This window comes from Stenotrophomonas sp. YJH_SMC_131 (assembly GCF_059367975.1).
The window spans coordinates 132,382-153,865 of the sequence record NZ_JCAFRJ010000006.1 but is presented as its reverse complement, the minus strand read 5'-3'; the positions used below and the strand labels follow the sequence as shown (position 1 = coordinate 153,865).

Genomic DNA, 21,484 nt, shown 5'->3' with positions numbered 1-21,484 from the left:
GCAGCATCTTCAGGAAACCTGCGACTCGCCTGGCGACAGGGTCAGCACGTCCACGCCGGTCTCGGTGACCGCGATCATGTGCTCCCACTGCGCCGACAGCTTGCGGTCCTTGGTCACCACGGTCCAGCCATCCGGCAGCACCTTGTTGTAGCGGGTGCCCTCGTTGATCATCGGCTCGATGGTGAAGGTCATGCCGGGCTGCAGCACCAGGCCCTGGCCCGGGCGGCCGTAATGCACCACCTGCGGCTCGTCGTGGTAGACCTTGCCGATGCCGTGGCCGCAGTACTCGCGCACCACGCTGAAACGCTCGCCTTCGGCGTAGCTCTGGATGGCATGGCCGATGTCGCCCAGGGTGGCGCCCGGACGCACCGCACGGATGCCGCGCCACATCGCTTCGTAAGTGGTTTCCACCAGGCGGCGGGCCATCACCGACGGGGTGCCGACGAAGTACATGCGGCTGGTGTCGCCGTGCCAGCCGTCCTTGATGACGGTGACGTCGATATTGATGATGTCGCCATCCTTGAGCACCTTCCCTTCACTGGGGATGCCGTGGCAGATGACATTGTTGACCGAGGTGCACACGGTCTTCGGGAAGCCGCGGTAGCCGACGTTGGCCGGAATGGCACCCTGCACGTTCACGATGTGGTCGTGGCAGATGCGGTCCAGTTCCTCGGTGGTGACACCGGGCTTGACGTGGGGGGTGACGATGTCGAGCACTTCGCTGGCCAGGCGGCCGGCGATGCGCATCATCTCGATTTCCTGCGGGGTTTTCAGATTCACGCTCATGGCACCCATTATCGCCGATCCGGCCGCAATCTGAACGAACGCCGCCCAACTGGCGATCCGGGCCATGCACGATTCCGGCAAGGAAAGTGAAAGCGTGATGGCCTCCACTCTTGCGCCTGCCTATTTATCACGGATTACAGACACTTACGCCTCCTAAGCTGGACCCACTGTCGTCAAAGCGGCGCCGAACGTGCCGTCTTCGCCTTGTTCAACGGACCTTCGGGTCAGGGAGGTTGTCCATGCGATCCCCAGTTCGATCCCCGCTGACATGGGTCATGGCCGGGCTGCTGCTTTCCAGCCCGGCGTTGGCCGCCGACACCACCACCTTCAACGTCACCCTGGTGGTCACCAAGGCCTGCACCATCACGGCGGCGGCCGCCACCAACGTCGACTTCGGCACGGCGGCCTCGACCACCGCCACGCCCACCCTGGGCCAGGGTACGGTGACCGCGCAGTGCTCGGCACTGACGCCCTACACGATTGCGCTGAACGCGGGCGCCAACGCCGGCACCGCCAACGACGTCACCACCCGGCGCATGAAGAACACCAATGCCGCGGTGACCGCCAACAACTATGTCGGCTACCAGCTCTACCAGGATGCCGCACATACCCTGGTCTGGGGCGCCACAACCGGCACCAATACCCAGGCCGGCATCGGCACTGGCCTGGCCGTGCCCTACATCGTCTATGGCCAGATCCTGAACCTGAGCACCAACAACCCGGCCACCGGTAACTACCTGGATACGGTTACCGCCACGATCACCTATTGATGGAGCACGCCCGCATGGCCGGACCCCGCCCGTGGCGCGCCACCGGCGTGGCGCTGCTCGCCCTGTACCTGCTGGCCCCCGCCGGCGCCGGCGCCACCAGCCTGCAGGTTGCCCCGACCAGCCTGCAGCTGGAAGTCCGCCAGCGTGCCGGAGAGCTGTGGCTGACCAACAGCGGCACCTCACCGGTGACGCTGCAGGTGCGCGTGTTCCGCTGGGTGCAGCAGGACGGCCAGGAACAGCTGCTGCCCACCGATGAAGTGATGGCCACGCCGCCGATGCAGGAACTGGCCGCCGGCCAGCAGCAGCTGGTGCGGGTGATGCGTCCGGACAGCGAGCCACCGCCTGCACAGCGGCACTACCGGCTGATCGTGGACGAGGTACCCGACCTGGCCACCCGTGCCGAGGGCATGCAGTTCGTGCTGCGCTATTCGATCCCGGTGTTCGTGCAGCCTTCGGCCGGCCGCCTGGCCCCACGGCTGCAGGCGCGCCGGGTGAAACTGGCGGACGGCCGCAATGGCGTGGAAGTCGCCAATACGGGCGACAGCTACGCACAGATCGCCGATCTTGCGCTGGGCAGCGCCGCGCGCCCGCGCATTGTCCATCCCGGGCTGCTGGGCTACGTGCTGCCGGGCCAGGTGATGCGCTGGCCGATCGAACGCACGGCGATCGACCGCGACAACGACCAGATCACGGCCAAGCTCAATGGCGAGTCGGAACAGACGCCACTGTCGCCCCCACCGGCTCGCTGAGGCGTTGATGGGCGCGCTGTTGGCGGCCCTGGCTCCCGCGGCGACCGAGGCCGCCGATGTGTCCGGCGTGGCGGCCGTTGATGTATCCGGCGTGTCGGCCGATGCCATCCTGCCTCCCCCGACCCCGCTGACCGCCAGCCAGGCGCTGTACCTGGATGTGTCGCTCAACAGCACCCCGCGCGGCCTGCTGCCATTCACCGAGAACCGCGGCCGGCTGCAGGCCAGCCCTGAAGTGCTGCGCCAGCTTGGCTTCAACGCCAGCGGCGATGCGCCGGTCTACCTGGACCAGATCAGCGGTGCGGTGGTGCGCTATGACGCGCACATGCAGACCCTGGCACTGGACGTGCCGCTGGACCAGCTCATCCTGCCCACCACCGTGCTCAGCCGCCCGCAGACGCGCGCGCCCACCGGCAACGCCTCGCCCGGCGCGCTGCTCAACTACGACGTCTACGGCAGCCGGGTGGACACGCTCAGCAACCTCAGCCTGAGCGCGGAGCTGCGCGTGTTCGGTATCGGCAACGGCACCTTCGAAAACACCGCCATCAGCCGCCGCTACCAGCAACCCGGCGACCGCCATTGGCGCGGCGAGAGCGTGCGCCTGGACACACGCTGGAGCCTGGATTTCCCGGACAGTGCAACCACGCTGGAGGTCGGTGACTTCTACAGCGGCTTCGTCGACTGGACCCGCCCGGTTCGCCTGGGCGGCCTGCAGATCGGCCGCAACTACGGCCTGCAGCCCTACCGCGTGCTCACGCCCACGCCGAGCTTCCTCGGCCAGGCGGTGGTGCCCTCCACGGTCGAGCTGTATGTCGATGGCCTGCGCCAGTACAGCGGCCAGGTGCCGGTCGGGCCCTTCCAGCTGGCGGCGCAGCCCGGCATCAGCGGCACCGGTAACGCGCAGGTGGTGGTGACCGATGCGTTCGGCCGCATGCAGACGCTGGATTTCAGTTTCTATGGCACCCAGCAGCTGCTGGCGAGGGGCCTTTCGGACTGGTCGGCCGGCGTCGGCCACCTGCGCGAGGACTTTGGCCAGCGCTCCTTCGCCTATGACGATCGCACGGTGGCCAGTGCCAGCTGGCGCGGCGGTGTCACCGACACGTTCACCGGCGAGGCGCATGCCGAAGGCGGCGGCGGCCTGGCCCAGGCCGGTGTCGGTGGCTGGTGGCTGCTCGGCGCCGCTGGCGTGTTCAATGCCGCCTATGCGCACAGCGGCTACCACGGCCTGCAGGGTGGGCAATGGGCGCTGGGCTACAGCTGGAACAACCGTCGCTTCAACGTCAATCTGCGCAGCGTACGCAGCCACGGCGACTACCGCGACCTCGGCGCGCTGCAGGGCAACCTGCCGCCGAGCATCAGCGAGCAGGCCACGCTCGGCCTGGACCTGCTGCGGCTGGGCACGCTCAGCGCCAGCTATCTGCGCCTGCGCTACCCGGATGGAGACGACAACCGCTATGCCAGCCTGTTCTGGTCACGTACCTGGAGCCAGCGCTGGTCGGCCTATCTTTCGGTAAACCAGAACCTGGACCGCAGCGACGACCGCAGCATCTACCTGTCGGTGACTGCCAGCCTGGGCAACAACCGCCAGGCCAGCCTTTCGAGCCAGCGCAACGGCGACAGCCAGAGCTGGGTGGCGGACGTGACCCAGCCAGTGCCGGGCGATGGCAGCGCCGGCGGCGTCGGCTGGCGCGCGCAGCTGCGCCACGGCGAGGACGGCAACGGCGGCCTGGCCGAGGTCGGCATCCTCAACGATGTCGGTCGCTACTCGTTCGGCGCCTCGCGCCAGGATGGACTCAACTATGCCTACGCCAGCGCCAGCGGCAGCCTGGTGTGGATGGGCGGGCACACCTTCGCCACGCGCGAGGTGTCCGATGCGTTCGCGGTGATCAGCACCAATGGGGTGGGCGGCGTCCCGGTGCGGCTGGAGAACCGCCTGATCGGCGTCACCGATGATCGCGGCCTGCTGCTGGTCAGTCCGTTGCTGTCCTGGCAGCGCAACCGGGTCTCGATCGACACCCTGGACCTGCCCGAAGACATGCGCGCCGACCGCATCGAGGACTGGGTGACCCCGCGCCAGCGCGCCGGCACCCGCGTGACCTTCCAGCTGCGCTCGCGGCCGTCACTGAGCCTGACCCTGCTGGCAATGGACGGCCAGCCTCTGGAGGTCGGCAGCGAGGTGCGGTTGCCCGATGGCCGCCAGGCCACGGTCGGCTACGACGGCCTGCTCTATCTGGAAGACGTTGCCGCCGGCAGCGTGCTGTACGTCACCACCAGCCGCGGCCCCTGCCGCGTGAAAGTGCCGGACCTGCCCAAGGTGGTGGCGTCCGGCGCACGGCCGAAGCCGGCGCCGCAGCAGTGCATCCCGGAGGTGGCGCCATGAGGGTGTTGCTGCTCGTCCTGCTGCTCTGGGCCGGCCTGCTGGCAGCGGCGCCCGCCGGTGCCACCGCGGTCTGCACGGCGGTCGCCAATCCGACCCTGCCGTTCGGCAACATCAACAGCAATGCACCCGGCCCGAGTACGGCCAACCTCAACATCACGGTGACCTGCACCACCGCCGCGCTGAGCCTGCTGGCCACCACCGGCGTGCGCGTCTGCGTGGGCATCGGCGCAGGCAGTGGCGGCGGCAGCAGTTCCACCTTCCGCACGATGGCCACCTCCAGCAGTGACACCCTGAATTTCCAGCTGTACAACAACGCCAGCTTCGGCCAGGTCACCGGACTGGTGCCGCGCGGCACGCCACCTGCGCAGGAACTGACCATGACCTACAACGTGCCGCTGGTGACGGGCGGCAGCGGTGCGCAGTCCATACAGCTGTTCGGGCAGATCCCGGCCAACCAGATCCTGGCCTCCGGCGCGTACAGCAGCACCTTCAGCGGGGCCAACGTGGTCCTGACCTGGGCCTGGAACGAAGTCCTGCTCGGTACCGCCACCGTGCCCGCCACCTGCAATGGCGGCGCCACCGGCACCAACAGCGCCAGTGCAGCCTTCAGCTTCACCGCCACCGCCAACGTGCTGCCGCAATGTGGCAGCTACGTCACCACCACCATGGACTTCGGCAACGTCGCCGGCGGCATTCCGGCCAACATCGACCGGACCGCCACCCTCACCCTGACCTGCCTGAAGAACACTGCCTTCCAGGTCGGCCTCGACAACGGCCAGAACAATCCCACCGCCACCACCACCCGGCGCATGGCCACCACCCTCGGCGGAAGCACCTATTACCTCGCCTACGAGCTCTACCGGGACTCGGCGCGGAGCCTGCGCTGGGGCAATACCCTGACCGTCGACACGGCCAGCGGCACCGGTACCGGCAGCGCGCAGCAATTGACCATCCATGGCCGGGTGCCACCGGTCAGCAGCCAGCCGCCGGCCGGCACCTACAACGACCTGGTGACGGTGACGATCACCTACTGACCGGCGTGCCGACCAACGGTCGGCACCCACCGGACGAAGGCCGTGCCGAGCGCCGGCTCGGCGCTACAGTTCCGGCACATCCCGCCGATACCGCGCAGCAAGTCTTTCAGCATGGTGGATGGCAGGTGGTTCGCACATTCCTGATCGGGGCGATGCTGGTCGCCAGCCTGCCGGCATGGGCCGAACCCAGCAGCCCCCTGCAGATCCGGCTGACCGTGGTTGAATCCTGCAGCGACGATGGCGGCGGCATCCGCTGCCCGGCACCGCACCAGCGCAGTGACGCACCCCAGGCGCCGCGCCAGGTCCGCGAGCTCGCACCACCGGCGACGGACGAGAACGCAACACCCTCCGTGACCCTCATCTACTGATGCGCGCGTTGCTGATCCTGCTGGCACTGCTGCTGGCACTGCCTGCCGCAGCGCTGGAGCTGTTGCCGACCACCCTGCAGCTGCCGGCCCAGGGCGGCAGCGCCGAACTGTGGTTGCACAACCCCGGGCCCGGCCGCTGGCAGGGCCAGGTGCAGGTGCTGGCGTGGGATCAGCAGCTGGACGCCGAACGACTGCACCCCAGCGACCAGATCCGGGTCAGCCCGGCGCGGCTGGACCTGGCCCCCGGCAGCACCCAGCGCGTCTGGCTGTTGCCGGGCGATCCGCCAGCGGCGGCCGCTGAACAGGCCTATCGGGTCGTACTGGCACCGACGTTGCCGGGGTTGCCGCGCTATTCGCTGCCGCTGTTCCGCGGCCCAGCGGGGCCAGCACTGCAGGCCCGGCTGCTGGGCCGCGTCGAGGCCCACGGGTCTCTGGCCGTACTGCGACTCAGCAATGCCGGTACCCTGCACGGCCGCCTGCACGATCTGCGCTTCATCACGGCGGACGGCCAGGCAACGCTGCTGACGGCTGGCCTGGCCGGCTACATTCTGGCGGGCCATGAACGCCGCTGGCCCCTGCCTGCCCGCGCCGATGGCTATGCAGGCGGCCGCTTCCAGGCACGCCTGCAGGACGGCCGCGAGGTCGATCTGGCCGCAACTGACCCTGCAATTGCAGCAAGCACCCCCAGCGGGCTATAATCGACCGGATTCCTGCCGCCAGCGTGCGCACGAACCCGTCCACACCGGACGTCACCGGTGAATCCACACCTGCTGCCCCCATCCGTGCCGGGGTGCTCCGCAAGGAGTTCGGCCACGGAGGCAACAGGGAAGCCCAACCCCGGAACCGATCGCGCTTCCACGCGTCCCGCATACCTATCCCCGCGGGCGGAATCGCTGGTTCCATATCAGGAGTATTGCAATGCCCCAGGTCACCATGCGTCAGATGCTGGAAGCCGGCGTCCACTTCGGCCACCAGACCCGCTACTGGAACCCGAAGATGGCTCCGTACATCTTCGGCGCCCGCGGCAAGATCCACATCATCAACCTGGAAAAGACCGTCCCGCTGTTCAATGACGCGATGAACTTCATCTCGTCGGTTGCCCAGAAGCGCGGCACCGTCCTGTTCCTGGGCACCAAGCGCAGCGCCCGCGAAACCATCAAGGAAGAAGCCGAGCGTTGCGGCATGCCGTTCATGAACCAGCGTTGGCTGGGTGGCACCCTGACCAACTTCCGTACCGTCAAGCAGTCGGTTGCCCGCCTGAAGGAACTGGAAGCCGGTGAAACCGACGGCACCTTCGAGAAGCTGGTCAAGCACGAAGTGCTGGGCCTGCGTCGCGAGCGCGACAAGCTGGAAGCCTCGCTGGGCGGCATCAAGGACATGAACCGCCTGCCGGACGCCATCTTCGTGATCGACATCGGCCACGAAGACATCGCGATCAAGGAAGCCAAGAAGCTGGGCATCCCGGTCATCGCCGTGGTCGACACCAACTACAACCCGGAACTGGTTGATTACGCCATCCCGGGCAACGACGACGCCATCCGCGCTGTGCAGCTGTACGCCCGCGCCGCTGCCGACGCCGTGCTGGAAGGCAAGGCGGCTGCCCCGCACGCCGCTTCGGTGCGCGAGGAAGAATTCGCTGAAGCCGCTGCTGAAGGCGAAGAGAAGCCGGCCCGCCGCGCTCCGGCCAAGAAGGCTGCCAAGAAGGGCGACGACGCCCAGGCCTGATCCAGGCCCCGGGTGGACGCTCGGCGTCCACCCTCCCTGCACGCAGCCATCGGCGCGTGACAGGACCGTGTCACACGGGCCGGCCACCATGCCGGCCCAACCCCTTTCTTTCGTGAGGTAATCCCGTGGAAATCACTGCTTCCCTGGTCAAGGAACTGCGCGAGCGCACCGGCGCCGGCATGATGGAATGCAAGAAGGCGCTTACCGAAGCCAACGGCGACATCAACGCCGCTGCTGAAGCCATGCGCAAGTCCGGCGCCGCCAAGGCCGACAAGAAGGCTGACCGCGTGGCCGCCGAAGGCCGCCTGGGCCTGGCCCAGGACGGCGGCAAGGCCGTGCTGGTCGAAGTCAACTCGGAAACCGACTTCGTCGCCAACGATGACAACTTCAAGTCCTTCGTCAACGCCGTCGCCGCTGCTGCCCTGGCATCGGGCGCCAACGACGTCGAAGCCGTGAAGGCCGCCACGCTGGCCGACGGCCGTACCGTCGAGGAAGCCCGCGCCACCGCCGTGCAGACCCTGGGTGAGAACATCCAGATCCGCCGCATGGTCAAGGTCGACACCACCGGCAACATCGGCGCCTACGTCCACACCAACGGCAAGGTCGGCGTGCTGGTCGACCTGATCGGCGGCGACGCCGAGCTGGCCCGTGGCCTGGCCATGCACGTGGCCGCGCTGAAGCCGCCGCACAACAAGGCTGCGGACGTCCCGGCCGAGTTCGTCGAGAAGGAAAAGGAAATCGAGCTGGCCAAGATGACCGATAAGGACAAGGCCAAGCCGGCCGACATCCTGGAAAAGATCATCAGCGGCAAGATCAACAAGATCGTCAGCGACGTGACCCTGTACGGCCAGACCTACGTGCTGGGCGACACCACCGTCGAGCAGGTGGTCAAGGCCGCCGGCGCCGACGTGGCAGGCTTCAAGCTGCTGATCGTCGGCGAAGGCATCGAGAAGGTGGTGGAAGACTACGCCGCCGAAGTTGCCAAGGCGATGCAGGTCTGATTCCAGCCTTCCGGCTGTGAAGCGACCAGAAGGAGCCGCGGGAAACCGCGGCTCTTTTTTTATGCATGGACCCAGGGATCAACCCATGGCCCACCGGTGGGTGCGCACCGTTGGTGAGCACAACCGGCACCTTTGCGTTGCGCGCGAATCAAGCCGATACTCGGCGCAGGGAATCCACAGTCATTTAGCAGGAACGAAAATCGCGGACTGTGATGCATTCCTAGGTATTCTTGTCCTAATGGAATTGAACGACCCGACATGCCTCCCGAGCTGACAGCTGCCCTGGCGCTCTGCCGCAACCTGCCTTCGCCACCCGGTATTGCCCTGCGCATCATCGAACTGGCCCAGGACCCGGAAGCGGACATCGCCACCGCTGCCGACATCATCGCCATCGACATGGCGCTGAGCGCTCGCATGCTGCGCATCGCCAATTCGCCGCTTTACGCCAGCCGCCGCCGGATCGAGAACCTCGGCCAGGCGCTGACCATGCTGGGCCTGAACGCCACGATCAGCCTCGCCCTCGGCTTCACTGTCACCCAGGGCCTGACCGGCGGCACCGGCGCCGACCACGACCTGCGCCAGCGCGCCTGGAAGCGAAGCATCCTCAGCGCCCTGGCTGCCAGCCAGCTGGGCCAGGCGCGCGGCCTGCGCCGGCTGGAAGAACTGATGCTGGCCGGCCTGCTGCAGGACCTGGGCGTACTGTGCCTGGCCCAGGCCGAGTCGGAGCGCTACCTGCCGCTGCTGCGCGAGGCACGCGACAACATCGACCTGGTCGCCCGCGAACGCGAGGAACTGGGCTGCAGCCATGCCGAGGTCGGCGCGTGGGTGGCCGAGCAATGGGGCCTGCCCCGCTACCTGGTGGAGAGCATCAGCCACAGCGAGGACGAGGACGCCGCCGAATCGCCGTTCCAGGCCTGCGTGCAGCTGTCCGGCGCGGTGGCCGACATCTGGCTGGACAGCGACGCCGACGCCGCGCGTGAGCGCGCCCTGCAGCAGGTGCACGACCGCCTGGAGCTGGACAGCGCGCGCTTCGACCAGGTCCTCGCCCGCATCAGTGAAGCCCTGCCCGACATCGCCAGCCTGTTTGATGCCGGCCTCAATTCCCCGGCGCGGGTGCGCGAGCTGATCGATCACGCGCAGGAGCTGGCCACGCTGCGCAACCTGCGCGAACTGCAGGACGCCGACCAGGCACGACGCCGCGCCGACGAGTTCGAGGCGCGCGCCAAGCGCCTCGCCGACCAGGCCCATCGTGACGCGTTGACCGGCGTGCTCAACCGCCGCCAGCTGGAAGCGGTGCTGGAGCAGGAATTCCTGCGCGCCGGCCGCCAGGGCTGGCCATTGTCGGTGGCCTTCATCGACCTGGACGACTTCAAGAAGATCAACGACGCCCACGGCCACCTGACCGGCGACGAGGTACTGCGCGCCTTCGCCGGCAAGCTGCAGGGCCAGCTGCGCAACAGTGACACCGTCGCCCGCTTCGGCGGCGAGGAATTCGTCGCGCTGCTGCCAAACACCAGCGAAAGCGTGGCCCTGGACGTGATCCGCCGGGTGCTGGCCAACATCGTCGCCACGCCGATGGCCGAGCTGGAGGGCGGGCCGCTGTTCGTCACCTTCTCCGCCGGCGTGGCCACCCAGGGTGGCTACGAGCGCTTCGCCGACGTGCAGGACCTGCTGCGCGCAGCCGACGACGTGCTGTACCGCTCCAAGAACCTGGGCCGCAACCGGGTGATCGCCCGCTCGCCAGGTGCCCTCGGCCACGACGAGCTGTCGGCCACCGCTGGCGCCGAGCTGGGCTGAACGGGAAGCCCCGTTTGACCGCGGCGAACGACCGGATTCTGCGCCGCAGTGCACAAAACACTTTGGCACGACGCCGCATGCGCGTAGAATCGCCCGCGATTTCCACGCACCCGAGGTCCTCATGTCCAAGCTCGCCTATCGCCGCATCCTTCTGAAACTGTCCGGGGAGGCGCTGATGGGAGACGAGGACTACGGCATCGACCCGAAGGTCATCAATCGCCTGGCCCGCGAGGTCATCGAAGCCCAGCAGGCCGGTGCCGAAGTGGCGCTGGTGATCGGCGGCGGCAACATCTTCCGCGGCGCCGGCCTGGCCGCCGGCGGCATGGACCGGGTCACCGGCGACCAGATGGGCATGCTGGCCACGGTCATCAACGCCCTGGCCATGCAGGATGCCCTCGAGAAGCTGGGCGCCAAGGCCCGCGTGATGAGCGCGATCAAGATCAACGACGTGTGCGAGGACTACATCCGCCGCCGCGCCATCCGCCACCTGGAAAAAGGCCGCCTGGTGATCTTCGCCGCCGGCGTCGGCAGCCCGTTCTTCACCACCGATTCCGGCGCCGCCCTGCGCGCGATCGAGATCGGCGCCGACCTGCTGCTGAAGGCCACCAAGGTCGATGGCGTGTACGACAAGGACCCGAACAAGCACAGCGATGCGGTCCGCTTCGACAGCCTGAGCTACGACGAAGTGATCCGCCGCGGCCTGGAAGTGATGGACACGGCGGCCTTCGCATTGGCCCGCGACAGCGACCTGCCGATGCGCGTGTTCGACATGGGCCAGCCGGGCGAGCTGCTGAAGATCCTCAACGGCGCGAACATCGGCACCCTGGTCCAGGGCCGCGACCCGGCCTGAGCCTGAGCGCGAAGCGGCGATCGGGCCGATTCAGGCCCGGCAGCGTCCCGTATTCGCCTATAATCGCCCGATTCCAGATACATCCAGGACCGGGCGATGCTCAACGACATCAAGAACAACGCGCAGACGCGCATGGCCAAGAGCATCGACGCTCTGAAGCACACCCTCACCTCCATCCGGACCGGGCGTGCCACGCCTGCCCTGCTGGACCGCGTGACGGTCAGTGCCTATGGCAACGCCAGCACCCCGCTGAACCAGGTTGCCTCGATCTCCAACGCCGACGCGCACTCGCTGCTGGTCACGCCGTTCGACAAGGGCATGATCAAGGAGATCGAAAAGGGTCTCTACAACGCCGAGTTCACCCCGAACACCCTCGGCACCGCGATCCGCATCAACATGCCGCCGCCGACCGAAGAGCGCCGCAAGGAGCTGGCCAAGCAGGTGCAGAAGGAAGGTGAAGGCGCCAAGATCGCGATCCGCAACATCCGTCAGGACGCGAACAAGGAAATCGCCAAGCTGGTCAAGGACAAGGCGATCAGCGAAGACGAGAAGAAGCGCGGCGAAGACGACATCCAGAAGCTGACCGACGCCAACATCAAGGACGTCGACAAGGTCGTCGCCGACAAGGAAAAAGAACTGCTGTCGGTCTGAAGTCGATGCCTTCAGCCCCGCCTCCGTTACCGGCCGCCCTGCCCCGCCACATTGCCATCATCATGGATGGCAATGGGCGCTGGGCACAGCAGCGCCGTCGCCCCCGCGTGATCGGCCACCGTGCCGGCGCGCGCGCGGTCAACCGCACCATCGAGCGCTGCCTTGAACTGGGCATTCCGGCGCTGACCCTGTTCGCCTTCTCCAGCGAGAACTGGGGCCGGCCGCAGGAGGAAGTGGATGCGTTGATGAAGCTGTTCCTCGGCGCGCTCGACCGCGAGGTGGACGAGCTGCACCGGCGCGGCGTGCGCGTACGCTTCATCGGCGAACGCGAGCGCTTCGGTGCCGGGCTGGTCAGCCGCATGCAGCTGGCCGAACAGCGCACCGCCGACAACACCACCTTGACCCTGTCGATCGCGGCCAGCTATGGCGGCCGCCAGGACATCGCCCGCGCCGCGCGCGCCCTGGCCGTCGAAGTGGCGGCCGGTCGCCTGTTGCCCGAGCAGATCGACGAATCGCTGCTGGGCAGCCAGGTCGCCCTTGCCGACCTGCCGCCGCCGGACCTGTTCATCCGCACCGGCGGCGACACCCGCATCAGCAACTTCCTGCTGTGGCAGCTGGCCTACACCGAGCTGTGGTTCACCGAGGCCCTGTGGCCGGACTTCGATGCCGGGCAGCTGCAGCAGGCGCTGGACGCCTATGCCGGCCGCGAGCGTCGTTTCGGCCTGACCAGCGCCCAGATTGCCGCACTGGCCACCGAGACTTCCAGCCCATGACCAAGACCCGAGTCCTCGCCGCGCTGATCATGGCGCCGGTTGCCATTGCGGCGATCCTGCTGCTGCCCACGCAATGGCTGGCCGCCGCCGCCGCTGCGGTGCTGCTGATCGGCCTGTGGGAATGGCTGAAGCTGGCCGGTATCGAAGACACCCTGGCACGCACCGTACTTCTGGTGCTGAACCTGCTGCTGATGGTGCTGCTGGTCTGGGCCGATGGCAGTACGCTGGTGCTGTTCCAGATAACCACGCTGGCCGGCGTTGCCTGGTGGCTGGCCGCGCTGGTCTGGCTGCGCTTCTTCAATTTCGGTGCACAGCCGTCGGCGCCCTCGCGCATCCTGAAGATGCTGGCCGGCACGCTTGCCATCGTGCCCGCCTGGGCCGCGCTGGTGCTGATCCATGCCGGTGGCGATCCGCCGGGCAAGCAGGGCCACCTGTGGCTGCTGGCTGCACTGGCACTGGTGTGGGCGGCCGACTCGGGCGCCTACTTCGCCGGCCGCCATTTCGGCAAGCACAAGCTGGCCCCGCGGATCAGCCCCAACAAGACCTGGGAAGGCCTGTTCGGCGGCCTGCTGGCCGGTGTCGCCGTGGCCGTCGGCCTGGGCTGGCTGGCCGGGATCGATACCGCACACCTGCCGGGCCTGCTGATCACCGCGGTCGTGGCCGTGTTCGCCTCGGTGCTGGGTGACCTGTTCGAGAGCCTCATCAAGCGCCACGCGGGCGCCAAGGATTCGGGCCACCTGATCCCGGGCCATGGCGGCGTGCTCGACCGGGTCGACGGCGTCCTCGCCGCCGTCCCGGTGTTCGCGCTGGGCAAGGAAATCTTCGGGTTCTGACCATGAATGCTGCTGCAGACCTGCGCCGGGTCGCCGTATTCGGCGCCACCGGCTCGATCGGTGCCTCCACGCTGGACGTGATCGCCCGCCACCCGCAGCGCTACCAGGCGACCGTGCTCGCCGCCGGACGCCAGGTGCAGGGGCTGCTGGCGTTGTGCCGCCAGCACAAGCCCGCGCACGCGGTGATCGCCGACGAATCGCTGTTCGCCGAACTGCGTGACGGCCTGCGCGACGCCGGACTGGCCACCGAAGCCCATGCCGGCCATGCCGCGCTGGACCAGCTGGCCGCCAGCGACGCCTGCGATACCGTGGTCGCGGCCATCGTCGGCGCTGCCGGCCTGTCCTCGACCCTGGCCGCGGCCGCCGCCGGCAAGCGCATCCTGCTGGCCAACAAGGAATCGCTGGTGCTGGCCGGCGAACTGCTGACCCGTACCGCCGAACGTGCCGGCGCCGAAATCATCCCGATCGACAGCGAACACAGCGCGATCTTCCAGTGCCTGCGCTCGCGCGACGCCAGCGTCGACGGCGCCGGCGTGCGCCGGATCCTGCTGACCGCCTCCGGCGGCCCGTTCCGTGGCCGCAGCCGCGCCGAACTGGCCCAGGTCACCCCGGCCCAGGCCGTTGCCCACCCGAAGTGGTCGATGGGACCGAAGATCTCGGTCGATTCGGCGACGTTGATGAACAAGGGCCTGGAAGTCATCGAGGCCCACCACCTGTTCGGCGTGCCCGGTGAACGCATCGAAGTGCTGGTGCACCCGCAGAGCCTGGTCCATTCGCTGGTCGAGTTCGTCGACGGCTCGACCCTGGCGCAGATGGGCCTGCCGGACATGCGCACCACCCTCGCCGTTGGCCTGGGCTGGCCACAGCGCATCGAATCGGGCGTGGCCGGGCTGGACCTGCTGGCCCAGGGCCGGCTGGATTTCGAGGCCCCGGACACCGACGCCTTCCCCTGCCTGGCCCTGGCCTGGCAGGCCATGCAGGCCGGCGGCACCGCACCGGCGGTGCTGAATGCTGCCAACGAGGAGGCGGTTTCAGCGTTTCTTCAGGGCCGGATCGGTTTCCTGACGATCCCGGCGCTGGTTGCTAACGCTCTTTCAACACTGCCGACGCAAGCAGCCGATACACTGGAGGTCCTGTTGTCCGCCGACCAGCGGGCACGCCAGCTCACCCTGAACGCCATCGACGCCGCCTGAACGACCGCCTCGCCCAGCATGACGCCGCCGCCCCTGCCCGCCACTGTGAGCCTGCATGACTGACTTCATCGGATCGGTCTGGTGGATGATTGTCAGCCTCGGGCTGCTGGTCACGTTCCACGAGTTCGGGCATTACTGGGTCGGGCGCCTGTGCGGGGTCAAGATCCTGCGTTTCTCGGTCGGCTTCGGCCGGCCGCTGTGGTCGCGCCGCGACCGGCATGGTACCGAGTTCGCCATCGCCGCCATTCCGCTGGGTGGCTACGTGAAGTTCCTCGACGAACGCGAGGTCGAAGTCCACCCGCACGAGCGCGGCCAGGCCTTCAACCACAAGACCGTCTGGCAGCGCATCGCGATCGTTGCCGCCGGCCCGATCGCCAACCTGCTGCTGTGCATCCTCCTGCTGTGGGCGATGTTCGTGATCGGCAAGCAGGATTACTCGCCCACCGTCGGCCGCGTCAGCGGCATCGCCGCCAGTGCCGGCCTGGCCAGCGGCGACCGCGTGCTGCGCGTGGACGACCGCCAGGTGGTCACCCTCGGCGAGGCCAGCATGGCACTGACCGCGGCCGCGATGGACCGCCGCGACGTGAAGCTGGAAGTGCTGGATACGGCCGACCAGGTGCGCACGCGCACCCTGCCGCTGTCGCAGCTGCCGGCGGGTTTCGATGAGCGGCGGGTGCCGATCCTGGCTGGCATGTACTGGCAGTCGTGGCTGCAGCCCGCGCTGGTCGAGTCGCTCACCGCGGACTCCGTGGTGGCCGGGCAACTGCAGCCGGGCGACCTGATCGTGGCCATCGACGGCCAGCGCATCGACGGCGCCGACCAGGTGATCGGCGAGATCCAGGCGCTGGGCCGTGCCGGTGGCCCGGGCATGATCGAGGTCCTGCGTGGCGGCGAGCGCCTGGCGCTGGAAGTCACGCCGCGCAAGGGCCAGGATGCCAAGGGCGGCCCCACGTGGCAGATCGGCGTTCAGTTCCCGACCAAGTTCAGCCCCCCCTACGACACCCTCCTGCGCTACGGCCCCCTGGACTCGGTCACCGTCGCGGTACGCGAAACCGGGCGCCTGGCGGCCGACTCGCTGGGCATGATGGGCCGCATCGTCACCGGCAAGGCCTCGCTGCAGAACGTTTCCGGGCCGGTCACCATCGCCCGCGTGGCCAATGTCTCGGCCAAGCGCGGCCTCGACTGGTTCCTGCAGTTCCTTGCCCTGCTGTCCCTCAGCCTGTGCATCATCAACCTGCTGCCGATCCCGATCTTGGACGGCGGCCACCTGCTGTATTACCTTATCGAGTTGGTCAAGGGCAGCCCGCTGAGCGAGCGTGCCATCGCCGCCGGCCAATACATCGGCCTGGCGTTGCTGGCCGGGCTGATGGGGTTGGCGTTCTACAACGACATCCTCGGCCTGGTCCCGCGATGAACTTTTCCATGTTGTTGCCGTCTACAGCGTCGGCATCCCGCACCAATGAAATCGACCTTCCTACCGGACGTGACATGACGCGACTCCCCAATCGCCGCCTGCTGGCCCTCGCCCTCGCCGCCGTCACCGGCGCTCCCGCCCTGGCCCAGGCAGCCGAGCCCTTCACTGTCAGCGACATCCGCGTCGATGGCCTGCAGCGCATCAGCTCGGGCACGGTATTCACCTACCTGCCGGTGGAACGTGGCGAGACGGTCACCGACAACAAGGTCGGCGAGACGATCCGCGCCCTGTACAAGACCGGCTTCTTCGAAGACGTGCAGCTGGACCGCCAGGGCACGATCCTGGTGGTGACCGTCAAGGAACGTCCGGCGATCAACAAGCTGACCGTGACCGGCAACAAGGACATCAAGTCCGACCAGCTGCTCAAGGGCCTGTCCGACATCGGCCTGACCGAGGGCGGCACCTTCGATCGCCTGAGCCTGGACCGCGTGACCCAGGAACTGCGCCGCCAGTACAACGACCGTGGCAAATACAACGTCGACATCACCCCGACGGTGAGCCCGCTGGACCGCAACCGCGTGGACATCGCCATCGCCATCAAGGAAGGCAAGGCGGCCAAGATCCGCCACGTCAACCTGGTCGGCACCGAAAAGTTCGAGAGCAAGGACATCCTGGAGACCTGGGAGTCCAAGGAGCACAACTGGGCGTCGTGGTACCGCCGTGACGACCAGTACTCCAAGGAAAAGCTGTCCGGTGACCTGGAAAAGCTCAACTCCTGGTACCTGGACCGCGGCTACGTCGATTTCAGCATCGATTCCACCCAGGTCTCGATCAGCCCCGACAAGCGCGACATGTTCCTGACTGCGGGCGTGACCGAGGGTGCGCAGTACAAGATCTCCGAGATCAAGGTCAGCGGCGACACCATCCTCCCGCAGGAGGACGTCGAGCGCATGGTGATCCAGAAGTCCGGCGACACGTTCTCGCGTGCCCTGCTGGAATTCAGCTCGGACACCATCACCAATTCGCTGTCCAACATCGGCTACGCGTTCGCCAAGGTGAACCCGATCCCGACCACCAACCGCGCCGAGCAGACCGTCGCCATCAACATGCAGGTCGTGCCCGGCCCGCGCGTGTCGGTGCGCCGCATCCTGTTCCGTGGCAATACCCGCACCTCCGATGAGGTGATGCGCCGCGAAATGCGCCAGTTCGAGAACAGCTGGTACTCGCAGGCCGCGATCGACCGCTCCAAGATCCGCCTGCAGCGCCTGGGCTACTTCGAATCGGTGGAAGTGGAGACCCCGGCCGTCAGCGGCAGCAACGACCAGGTCGACGTCGTCTACAACGTCAAGGAAACCACCTCGGGCAGCTTCGTGTTCGGCCTGGGCTACTCGCAGTCCTACGGCATGACCACCTCGGTGCAGCTGTCGCAGAACAACTTCCTTGGCGGCGGCAACCGCGTGTCGGTCGAAGCCTCGCGCAGCAGCTACCTGCAGCGCTACGGCTTCAGCTACACCAACCCGTACTTCACCGATGACGGCGTGTCGCTGGGCTATAACCTGTCCTGGCGCGAACTGGACTACTCCGACTTCAATACCGCGCAGTACAACAGCACCAATGGTTCGGCGCAGGTGGTGTTCGGCGTGCCGCTGACCGAGACCGATACCGTCTCGCTGATGTTCGGCATCGACAGCAACCAGATCACCACCTACCAGGGCTCGACCCCGCAGTCGATCATCGACTACATCAACGCGGTCGGTCAGCGCACCTTCCACGCCTGGCGCACCGAGCTGGGCTGGGCGCGCGACTCGCGCAACGACTACTTCATGCCGACCCGCGGCACCTACCAGCGCGTCGGCCTGGAAACCACGCTGCCGGGTTCGACCATCGAGTACTACAAGCTGAACTACCAGATCAGCAAGTACTGGCCGATCATGCCGTCGCTGGTGATCAACACCCGCGCGGAAATCGGCTACGGCGATGCCTACGGCAACGACTACACCCGTACGCTGACCAATCCGGATGGCACCACCCGCACCGTCACCGCCAGCGGCCTGCCGTTCTTCGAGAACTTCTACGCCGGTGGCACCAACTCGGTGCGCGGCTTCGAGGACAACACCCTCGGCCCGCGCGAAGTCACCACCGGTTATCCGGAAGGCCAGCCGCTGGGTGGTTCGCTGAAGACCGTCGGTTCGGTCGAAGCCTACTTCCCGCGCCTGTTCGACAGCCCGTCGGCACGCGTGTCGGCCTTCGTCGACTTCGGCAACGTCTACAATGGCACCCAGAACTTCAAGGCCAACGAGCTGCGCGTGTCCACCGGCGTGGCCCTGCTGTGGCGCGCCCCGGTCGGCCCGATCTCGATCAGCTACGCCTTCCCGCTGAAGAAGGAAGACGATGACAAGATCGAGCGTCTGCAGTTCACCTTCGGCGGTCAGTTCTAAGAACTGACCACCGAAGGTGCGCCGCGGCTTGCTGCGCAAGCAGCGGGTCCCGACCTACCTCCTATCCCCCGCGCCATTGGCGCGCCCCCCTTAATAGAAGGGGGGCTCTCCACCAGACGGGGCGCGAAGCGCCGGGCATTGCCCGGCGTTTTCGTTTTGCAGATGACACTGCACTGCACGGGCTTTTGGCCGCGCTCGCGGGAAATTGTCCAGAGGCGGCGGGTGGCCCTGGACAGGACCGTTGGCGCCATGGATGGCGCCATCGAGCACCATGGAGGGGGTTTTGCGTGTCCTGGCCAGGGCCACCCGCCGCCTCCCGCCCGTACCAGGCAGGCGCCAAGCCCTGCCCCCGCATGACCGAAATGGCGTCACACGTTAAACTCCCGCCGTGAATACTCCCACCTACACCGCCCAGCAACTCGCCGAGCAGTTCGGCCTGCAGGTCCATGGCGACCCCGCCACCGCCATCCATGGCGTGGCCACCCTCGCCCATGCCGGCCCTGGCCAGCTGACCTTCCTTGCCAACCCGCGCTACCGCGCCCAGCTGGCCGACAGCCAGGCCTCGCTGGTGGTCCTGCGTGCCGACGACGCCGAGGCCGCCCCGGGCACTGCGCTCGTCGCCAAGGACCCGTACACCGCGTTCGCCAAGATCGCCGCGCTGTTCGACATCGCGCCGACCCGCCCGCCGGGCATCCACCCCAGCGCCGTCATCGACCCCAGCGCCCAGGTGGCCGCCAGCGCCCATATCGGCCCGTTCGTTTCGGTCGGTGCGCGCAGCGTGGTCGGCGAGAACTGCATCATCGGCACCGGCAGCGTGATCGGCGAGGACTGCAGCCTGGATGCCGGCTGTGAACTGATCGCCCGCGTGACCCTGGTCACCCGGGTCACGCTGGGCAAGCGCGTGCGCGTGCATCCCGGTGCCGTGCTCGGCGCCGACGGTTTCGGCCTGGCGATGGACGCTGGCAAGTGGATCAAGGTGCCGCAGCTCGGCGGCGTCCGCATCGGCGACGATTGCGAGATCGGCGCCAATACCTGCGTCGACCGCGGCGCGCTGGAAGACACCGTGCTGGACGAGGATGTGCGCCTGGACAACCTGGTGCAGATCGCCCACAACGTGCAGATCGGCGCGCATTCGGCCATCGCCGGCTGCACCGGCATCGCCGGCAGCGCCAAGATCGGCCGCTACTGCCTGCTTGGCGGCCACGTTGGCGTGGTCGGCCACCTCGAAATCTGTGACAAGGTCGTGATCACCGGCAAGTCGGTGGTCCGCAACTCCATCCATGAGCCAGGCGAGTACTCGTCCGGCACCCCGTTGACCGACAACCGCACGTGGCGCAAGAACGCCGCGCGCTTCAAGCAGCTGGACGCATTGGCTCGCCGCGTCCTGGCTGCTGGCAAGGAGAAAGAATGAACGATTCGCTGCAGCTTCCGATCGATGTCTGCCAGATCCAGGAACTGCTTCCGCACCGCTACCCGTTCCTGCTGGTGGACCGGGTGCTTGAACTCGACGTCGAGGCCAAGCGCATCCTGGCGCAGAAGAACGTCAGCATCAACGAGCCGTTCTTCCAGGGCCACTTCCCGGGCCGCCCGATCATGCCCGGCGTGCTGATCATCGAAGCGCTGGCGCAGGCCGGCGGCGTCATGACCCAGCTCACGCTCGGCCGCGATGCGCAGTCCAAGCTGTTCTACATGGTCAAGGTGGAAAACGCCCGCTTCAACAAGCAGGTCGTGCCCGGCGACGTGCTGATGCTGGACGTGCAGATGAAGCGCCTGATCCGCAACATGGGCTGGTACTACGGCGAAGCCAAGGTCAACGGCGAAGTCGTCGCGTCGGCCGAGGTCATGTGCGCCGGCGCCAAGGGCTGATCCACTGGAGGCAGCAATGACTGACAACGCACCGCGGATCCACCCCACCGCCGTCATCGATCCGGCCGCGCGCCTGGCCGACGATGTGCAGGTGGGCGCCTTCACCCTGATCGGCCCCGATGTTGAAATCGGCGCCGGCACGGTGGTGGGCCCCCATTGCAGCATCCACGGCCCGACCCGGATCGGCCGCGACAACCGCTTCGTCGGCCACGCCGCGATCGGTGGCGAGCCGCAGGACAAGAAGTTCGCCGGTGAGCGCACCGAACTGGTGATCGGCGACCGCAACGTGTTCCGCGAGTTCGTCACGCTCAACCGTGGCACCGGCGGCGGCGGCGGCATCACCACCATCGGCAACGACAACTGGATGCTGGCCTACACGCACGTGGCGCACGACTGCCATGTCGGCAATTTCTGCGTGTTCTCCAACAACACCACCCTGGCCGGCCACGTGACCGTGGGCGACTACGTGATCATCAGCGGCTTCGCCGGTGCCCACCAGTTCTGCCGCATCGGTGCGCATGCCTTCCTCGGCATGGGCGCGCTGACCAATGGCGATGTACCGCCGTTCACCATGGTCGGTACCGATTCGCTGGGCCGCCCGCGCGGCATCAACAGCGAAGGCCTGAAGCGCCGCGGCTTCGACGCCGACCGCATCTCGGCCATCAAGCGTGCCTACCGCACGCTGTACGTGGCCGGCCTGCCGTTGGCCGAAGCCAAGCAGCAGCTGACCGAACAGGCGCGTGACAGCAATGACGTGAAGGCCATGCTGGACTTCATCGAGCACGCCGAGAGGCCCTTGCTGCGATGAGCAGCACGACCGGCCAGGCGGCGGCCGGCGCCGCGGTGATTCCGTTGGCCT

20 protein-coding genes are annotated in these 21,484 nt (G+C 67.5%); 19 read left to right on the top strand and 1 reads right to left on the bottom strand.

The annotated features are described in order from the left end of the window. Positions 1 to 9: 9 nt before the first annotated feature. Positions 10 to 795 (bottom strand): type I methionyl aminopeptidase, encoded by a 786-nt coding sequence (gene map / locus AC5P56_RS14080; protein ID WP_005412748.1) that lies wholly within the window; start codon positions 793 to 795, stop codon positions 10 to 12. Positions 796 to 1,025: 230 nt separating this feature from the next. Between map and AC5P56_RS14075 the strand changes: the two genes are divergently transcribed. The 19 genes from AC5P56_RS14075 (at position 1,026) to lpxA (ending at position 21,433) form a co-directional block, all read left to right on the top strand. After that, entirely contained in the window at positions 1,026 to 1,556 is a 531-nt protein-coding gene (locus tag AC5P56_RS14075) for a Csu type fimbrial protein (RefSeq protein WP_032956855.1), read from the top strand. After that, positions 1,556 to 2,305 carry a fimbrial biogenesis chaperone gene (locus tag AC5P56_RS14070; RefSeq protein ID WP_495231754.1) on the top strand — a complete coding sequence of 250 codons (750 nt, stop codon included), beginning with the start codon at positions 1,556 to 1,558 and terminating at the stop codon, positions 2,303 to 2,305. The genes AC5P56_RS14075 and AC5P56_RS14070 overlap by 1 nt, the downstream gene beginning before the upstream one ends. A gap of 7 nt (positions 2,306 to 2,312) precedes the next feature. Beyond that, entirely contained in the window at positions 2,313 to 4,682 is a 2,370-nt protein-coding gene (locus AC5P56_RS14065; protein WP_495202573.1) for a fimbria/pilus outer membrane usher protein, read from the top strand. Then, entirely contained in the window at positions 4,679 to 5,716 is a 1,038-nt protein-coding gene (locus AC5P56_RS14060; RefSeq protein ID WP_495231753.1) for a Csu type fimbrial protein, read from the top strand. Before AC5P56_RS14065 ends, AC5P56_RS14060 begins: the two co-directional genes overlap by 4 nt. A gap of 152 nt (positions 5,717 to 5,868) precedes the next feature. Further along, positions 5,869 to 6,084: a hypothetical protein gene (locus AC5P56_RS14055; RefSeq protein WP_041863203.1), complete on the top strand. Its 216-nt coding sequence runs from the start codon at positions 5,869 to 5,871 to the stop codon at positions 6,082 to 6,084. Further along, positions 6,084 to 6,782 carry a fimbrial biogenesis chaperone gene (locus AC5P56_RS14050; protein WP_227863795.1) on the top strand — a complete coding sequence of 233 codons (699 nt, stop codon included), beginning with the start codon at positions 6,084 to 6,086 and terminating at the stop codon, positions 6,780 to 6,782. Before AC5P56_RS14055 ends, AC5P56_RS14050 begins: the two co-directional genes overlap by 1 nt. Positions 6,783 to 7,002: 220 nt before the next feature. Further along, positions 7,003 to 7,809 carry a 30S ribosomal protein S2 gene (rpsB, locus tag AC5P56_RS14045; RefSeq protein ID WP_005408748.1) on the top strand — a complete coding sequence of 269 codons (807 nt, stop codon included), beginning with the start codon at positions 7,003 to 7,005 and terminating at the stop codon, positions 7,807 to 7,809. A gap of 125 nt (positions 7,810 to 7,934) precedes the next feature. After that, complete coding sequence (tsf, locus tag AC5P56_RS14040; RefSeq protein WP_495231752.1) at positions 7,935 to 8,810, top strand: translation elongation factor Ts; 876 nt, start codon at positions 7,935 to 7,937, stop codon at positions 8,808 to 8,810. A 258-nt stretch (positions 8,811 to 9,068) separates the two neighbouring features. Beyond that, entirely contained in the window at positions 9,069 to 10,607 is a 1,539-nt protein-coding gene (locus AC5P56_RS14035; RefSeq protein ID WP_046429719.1) for a GGDEF domain-containing protein, read from the top strand. Positions 10,608 to 10,728: 121 nt separating this feature from the next. Then, positions 10,729 to 11,457, top strand: coding sequence for a UMP kinase (gene pyrH, locus AC5P56_RS14030; protein WP_014646500.1), 729 nt, complete (start codon positions 10,729 to 10,731; stop codon positions 11,455 to 11,457). 96 nt (positions 11,458 to 11,553) lie between these two features. Next, a complete protein-coding gene (gene frr, locus AC5P56_RS14025; protein ID WP_014646499.1) occupies positions 11,554 to 12,108 on the top strand; it encodes a ribosome recycling factor in 555 nt (184 codons plus the stop codon). 5 nt (positions 12,109 to 12,113) lie between these two features. Continuing rightward, positions 12,114 to 12,881: a polyprenyl diphosphate synthase gene (gene uppS, locus AC5P56_RS14020; protein WP_032956844.1), complete on the top strand. Its 768-nt coding sequence runs from the start codon at positions 12,114 to 12,116 to the stop codon at positions 12,879 to 12,881. Beyond that, the gene (locus AC5P56_RS14015) at positions 12,878 to 13,714 is read left to right on the top strand and encodes a phosphatidate cytidylyltransferase (protein WP_014646497.1); all 837 of its coding nucleotides are present in this window, start codon (positions 12,878 to 12,880) and stop codon (positions 13,712 to 13,714) included. The genes uppS and AC5P56_RS14015 overlap by 4 nt, the downstream gene beginning before the upstream one ends. A 2-nt stretch (positions 13,715 to 13,716) precedes the next feature. Then, positions 13,717 to 14,907 carry a 1-deoxy-D-xylulose-5-phosphate reductoisomerase gene (locus AC5P56_RS14010; protein WP_049403801.1) on the top strand — a complete coding sequence of 397 codons (1,191 nt, stop codon included), beginning with the start codon at positions 13,717 to 13,719 and terminating at the stop codon, positions 14,905 to 14,907. A gap of 55 nt (positions 14,908 to 14,962) precedes the next feature. Continuing rightward, a complete protein-coding gene (gene rseP, locus AC5P56_RS14005) occupies positions 14,963 to 16,321 on the top strand; it encodes an RIP metalloprotease RseP (protein ID WP_014646495.1) in 1,359 nt (452 codons plus the stop codon). Positions 16,322 to 16,395: 74 nt separating this feature from the next. Continuing rightward, positions 16,396 to 18,759 (top strand): outer membrane protein assembly factor BamA, encoded by a 2,364-nt coding sequence (gene bamA / locus AC5P56_RS14000; RefSeq protein ID WP_495231751.1) that lies wholly within the window; start codon positions 16,396 to 16,398, stop codon positions 18,757 to 18,759. A gap of 388 nt (positions 18,760 to 19,147) precedes the next feature. Continuing rightward, positions 19,148 to 20,170 carry a UDP-3-O-(3-hydroxymyristoyl)glucosamine N-acyltransferase gene (lpxD, locus tag AC5P56_RS13995; RefSeq protein ID WP_014646493.1) on the top strand — a complete coding sequence of 341 codons (1,023 nt, stop codon included), beginning with the start codon at positions 19,148 to 19,150 and terminating at the stop codon, positions 20,168 to 20,170. Further along, a complete protein-coding gene (gene fabZ / locus AC5P56_RS13990; protein ID WP_005415845.1) occupies positions 20,167 to 20,625 on the top strand; it encodes a 3-hydroxyacyl-ACP dehydratase FabZ in 459 nt (152 codons plus the stop codon). Before lpxD ends, fabZ begins: the two co-directional genes overlap by 4 nt. 16 nt (positions 20,626 to 20,641) lie before the next feature. After that, entirely contained in the window at positions 20,642 to 21,433 is a 792-nt protein-coding gene (gene lpxA, locus AC5P56_RS13985; RefSeq protein ID WP_014646492.1) for an acyl-ACP--UDP-N-acetylglucosamine O-acyltransferase, read from the top strand. Positions 21,434 to 21,484 lie beyond the last annotated feature (51 nt).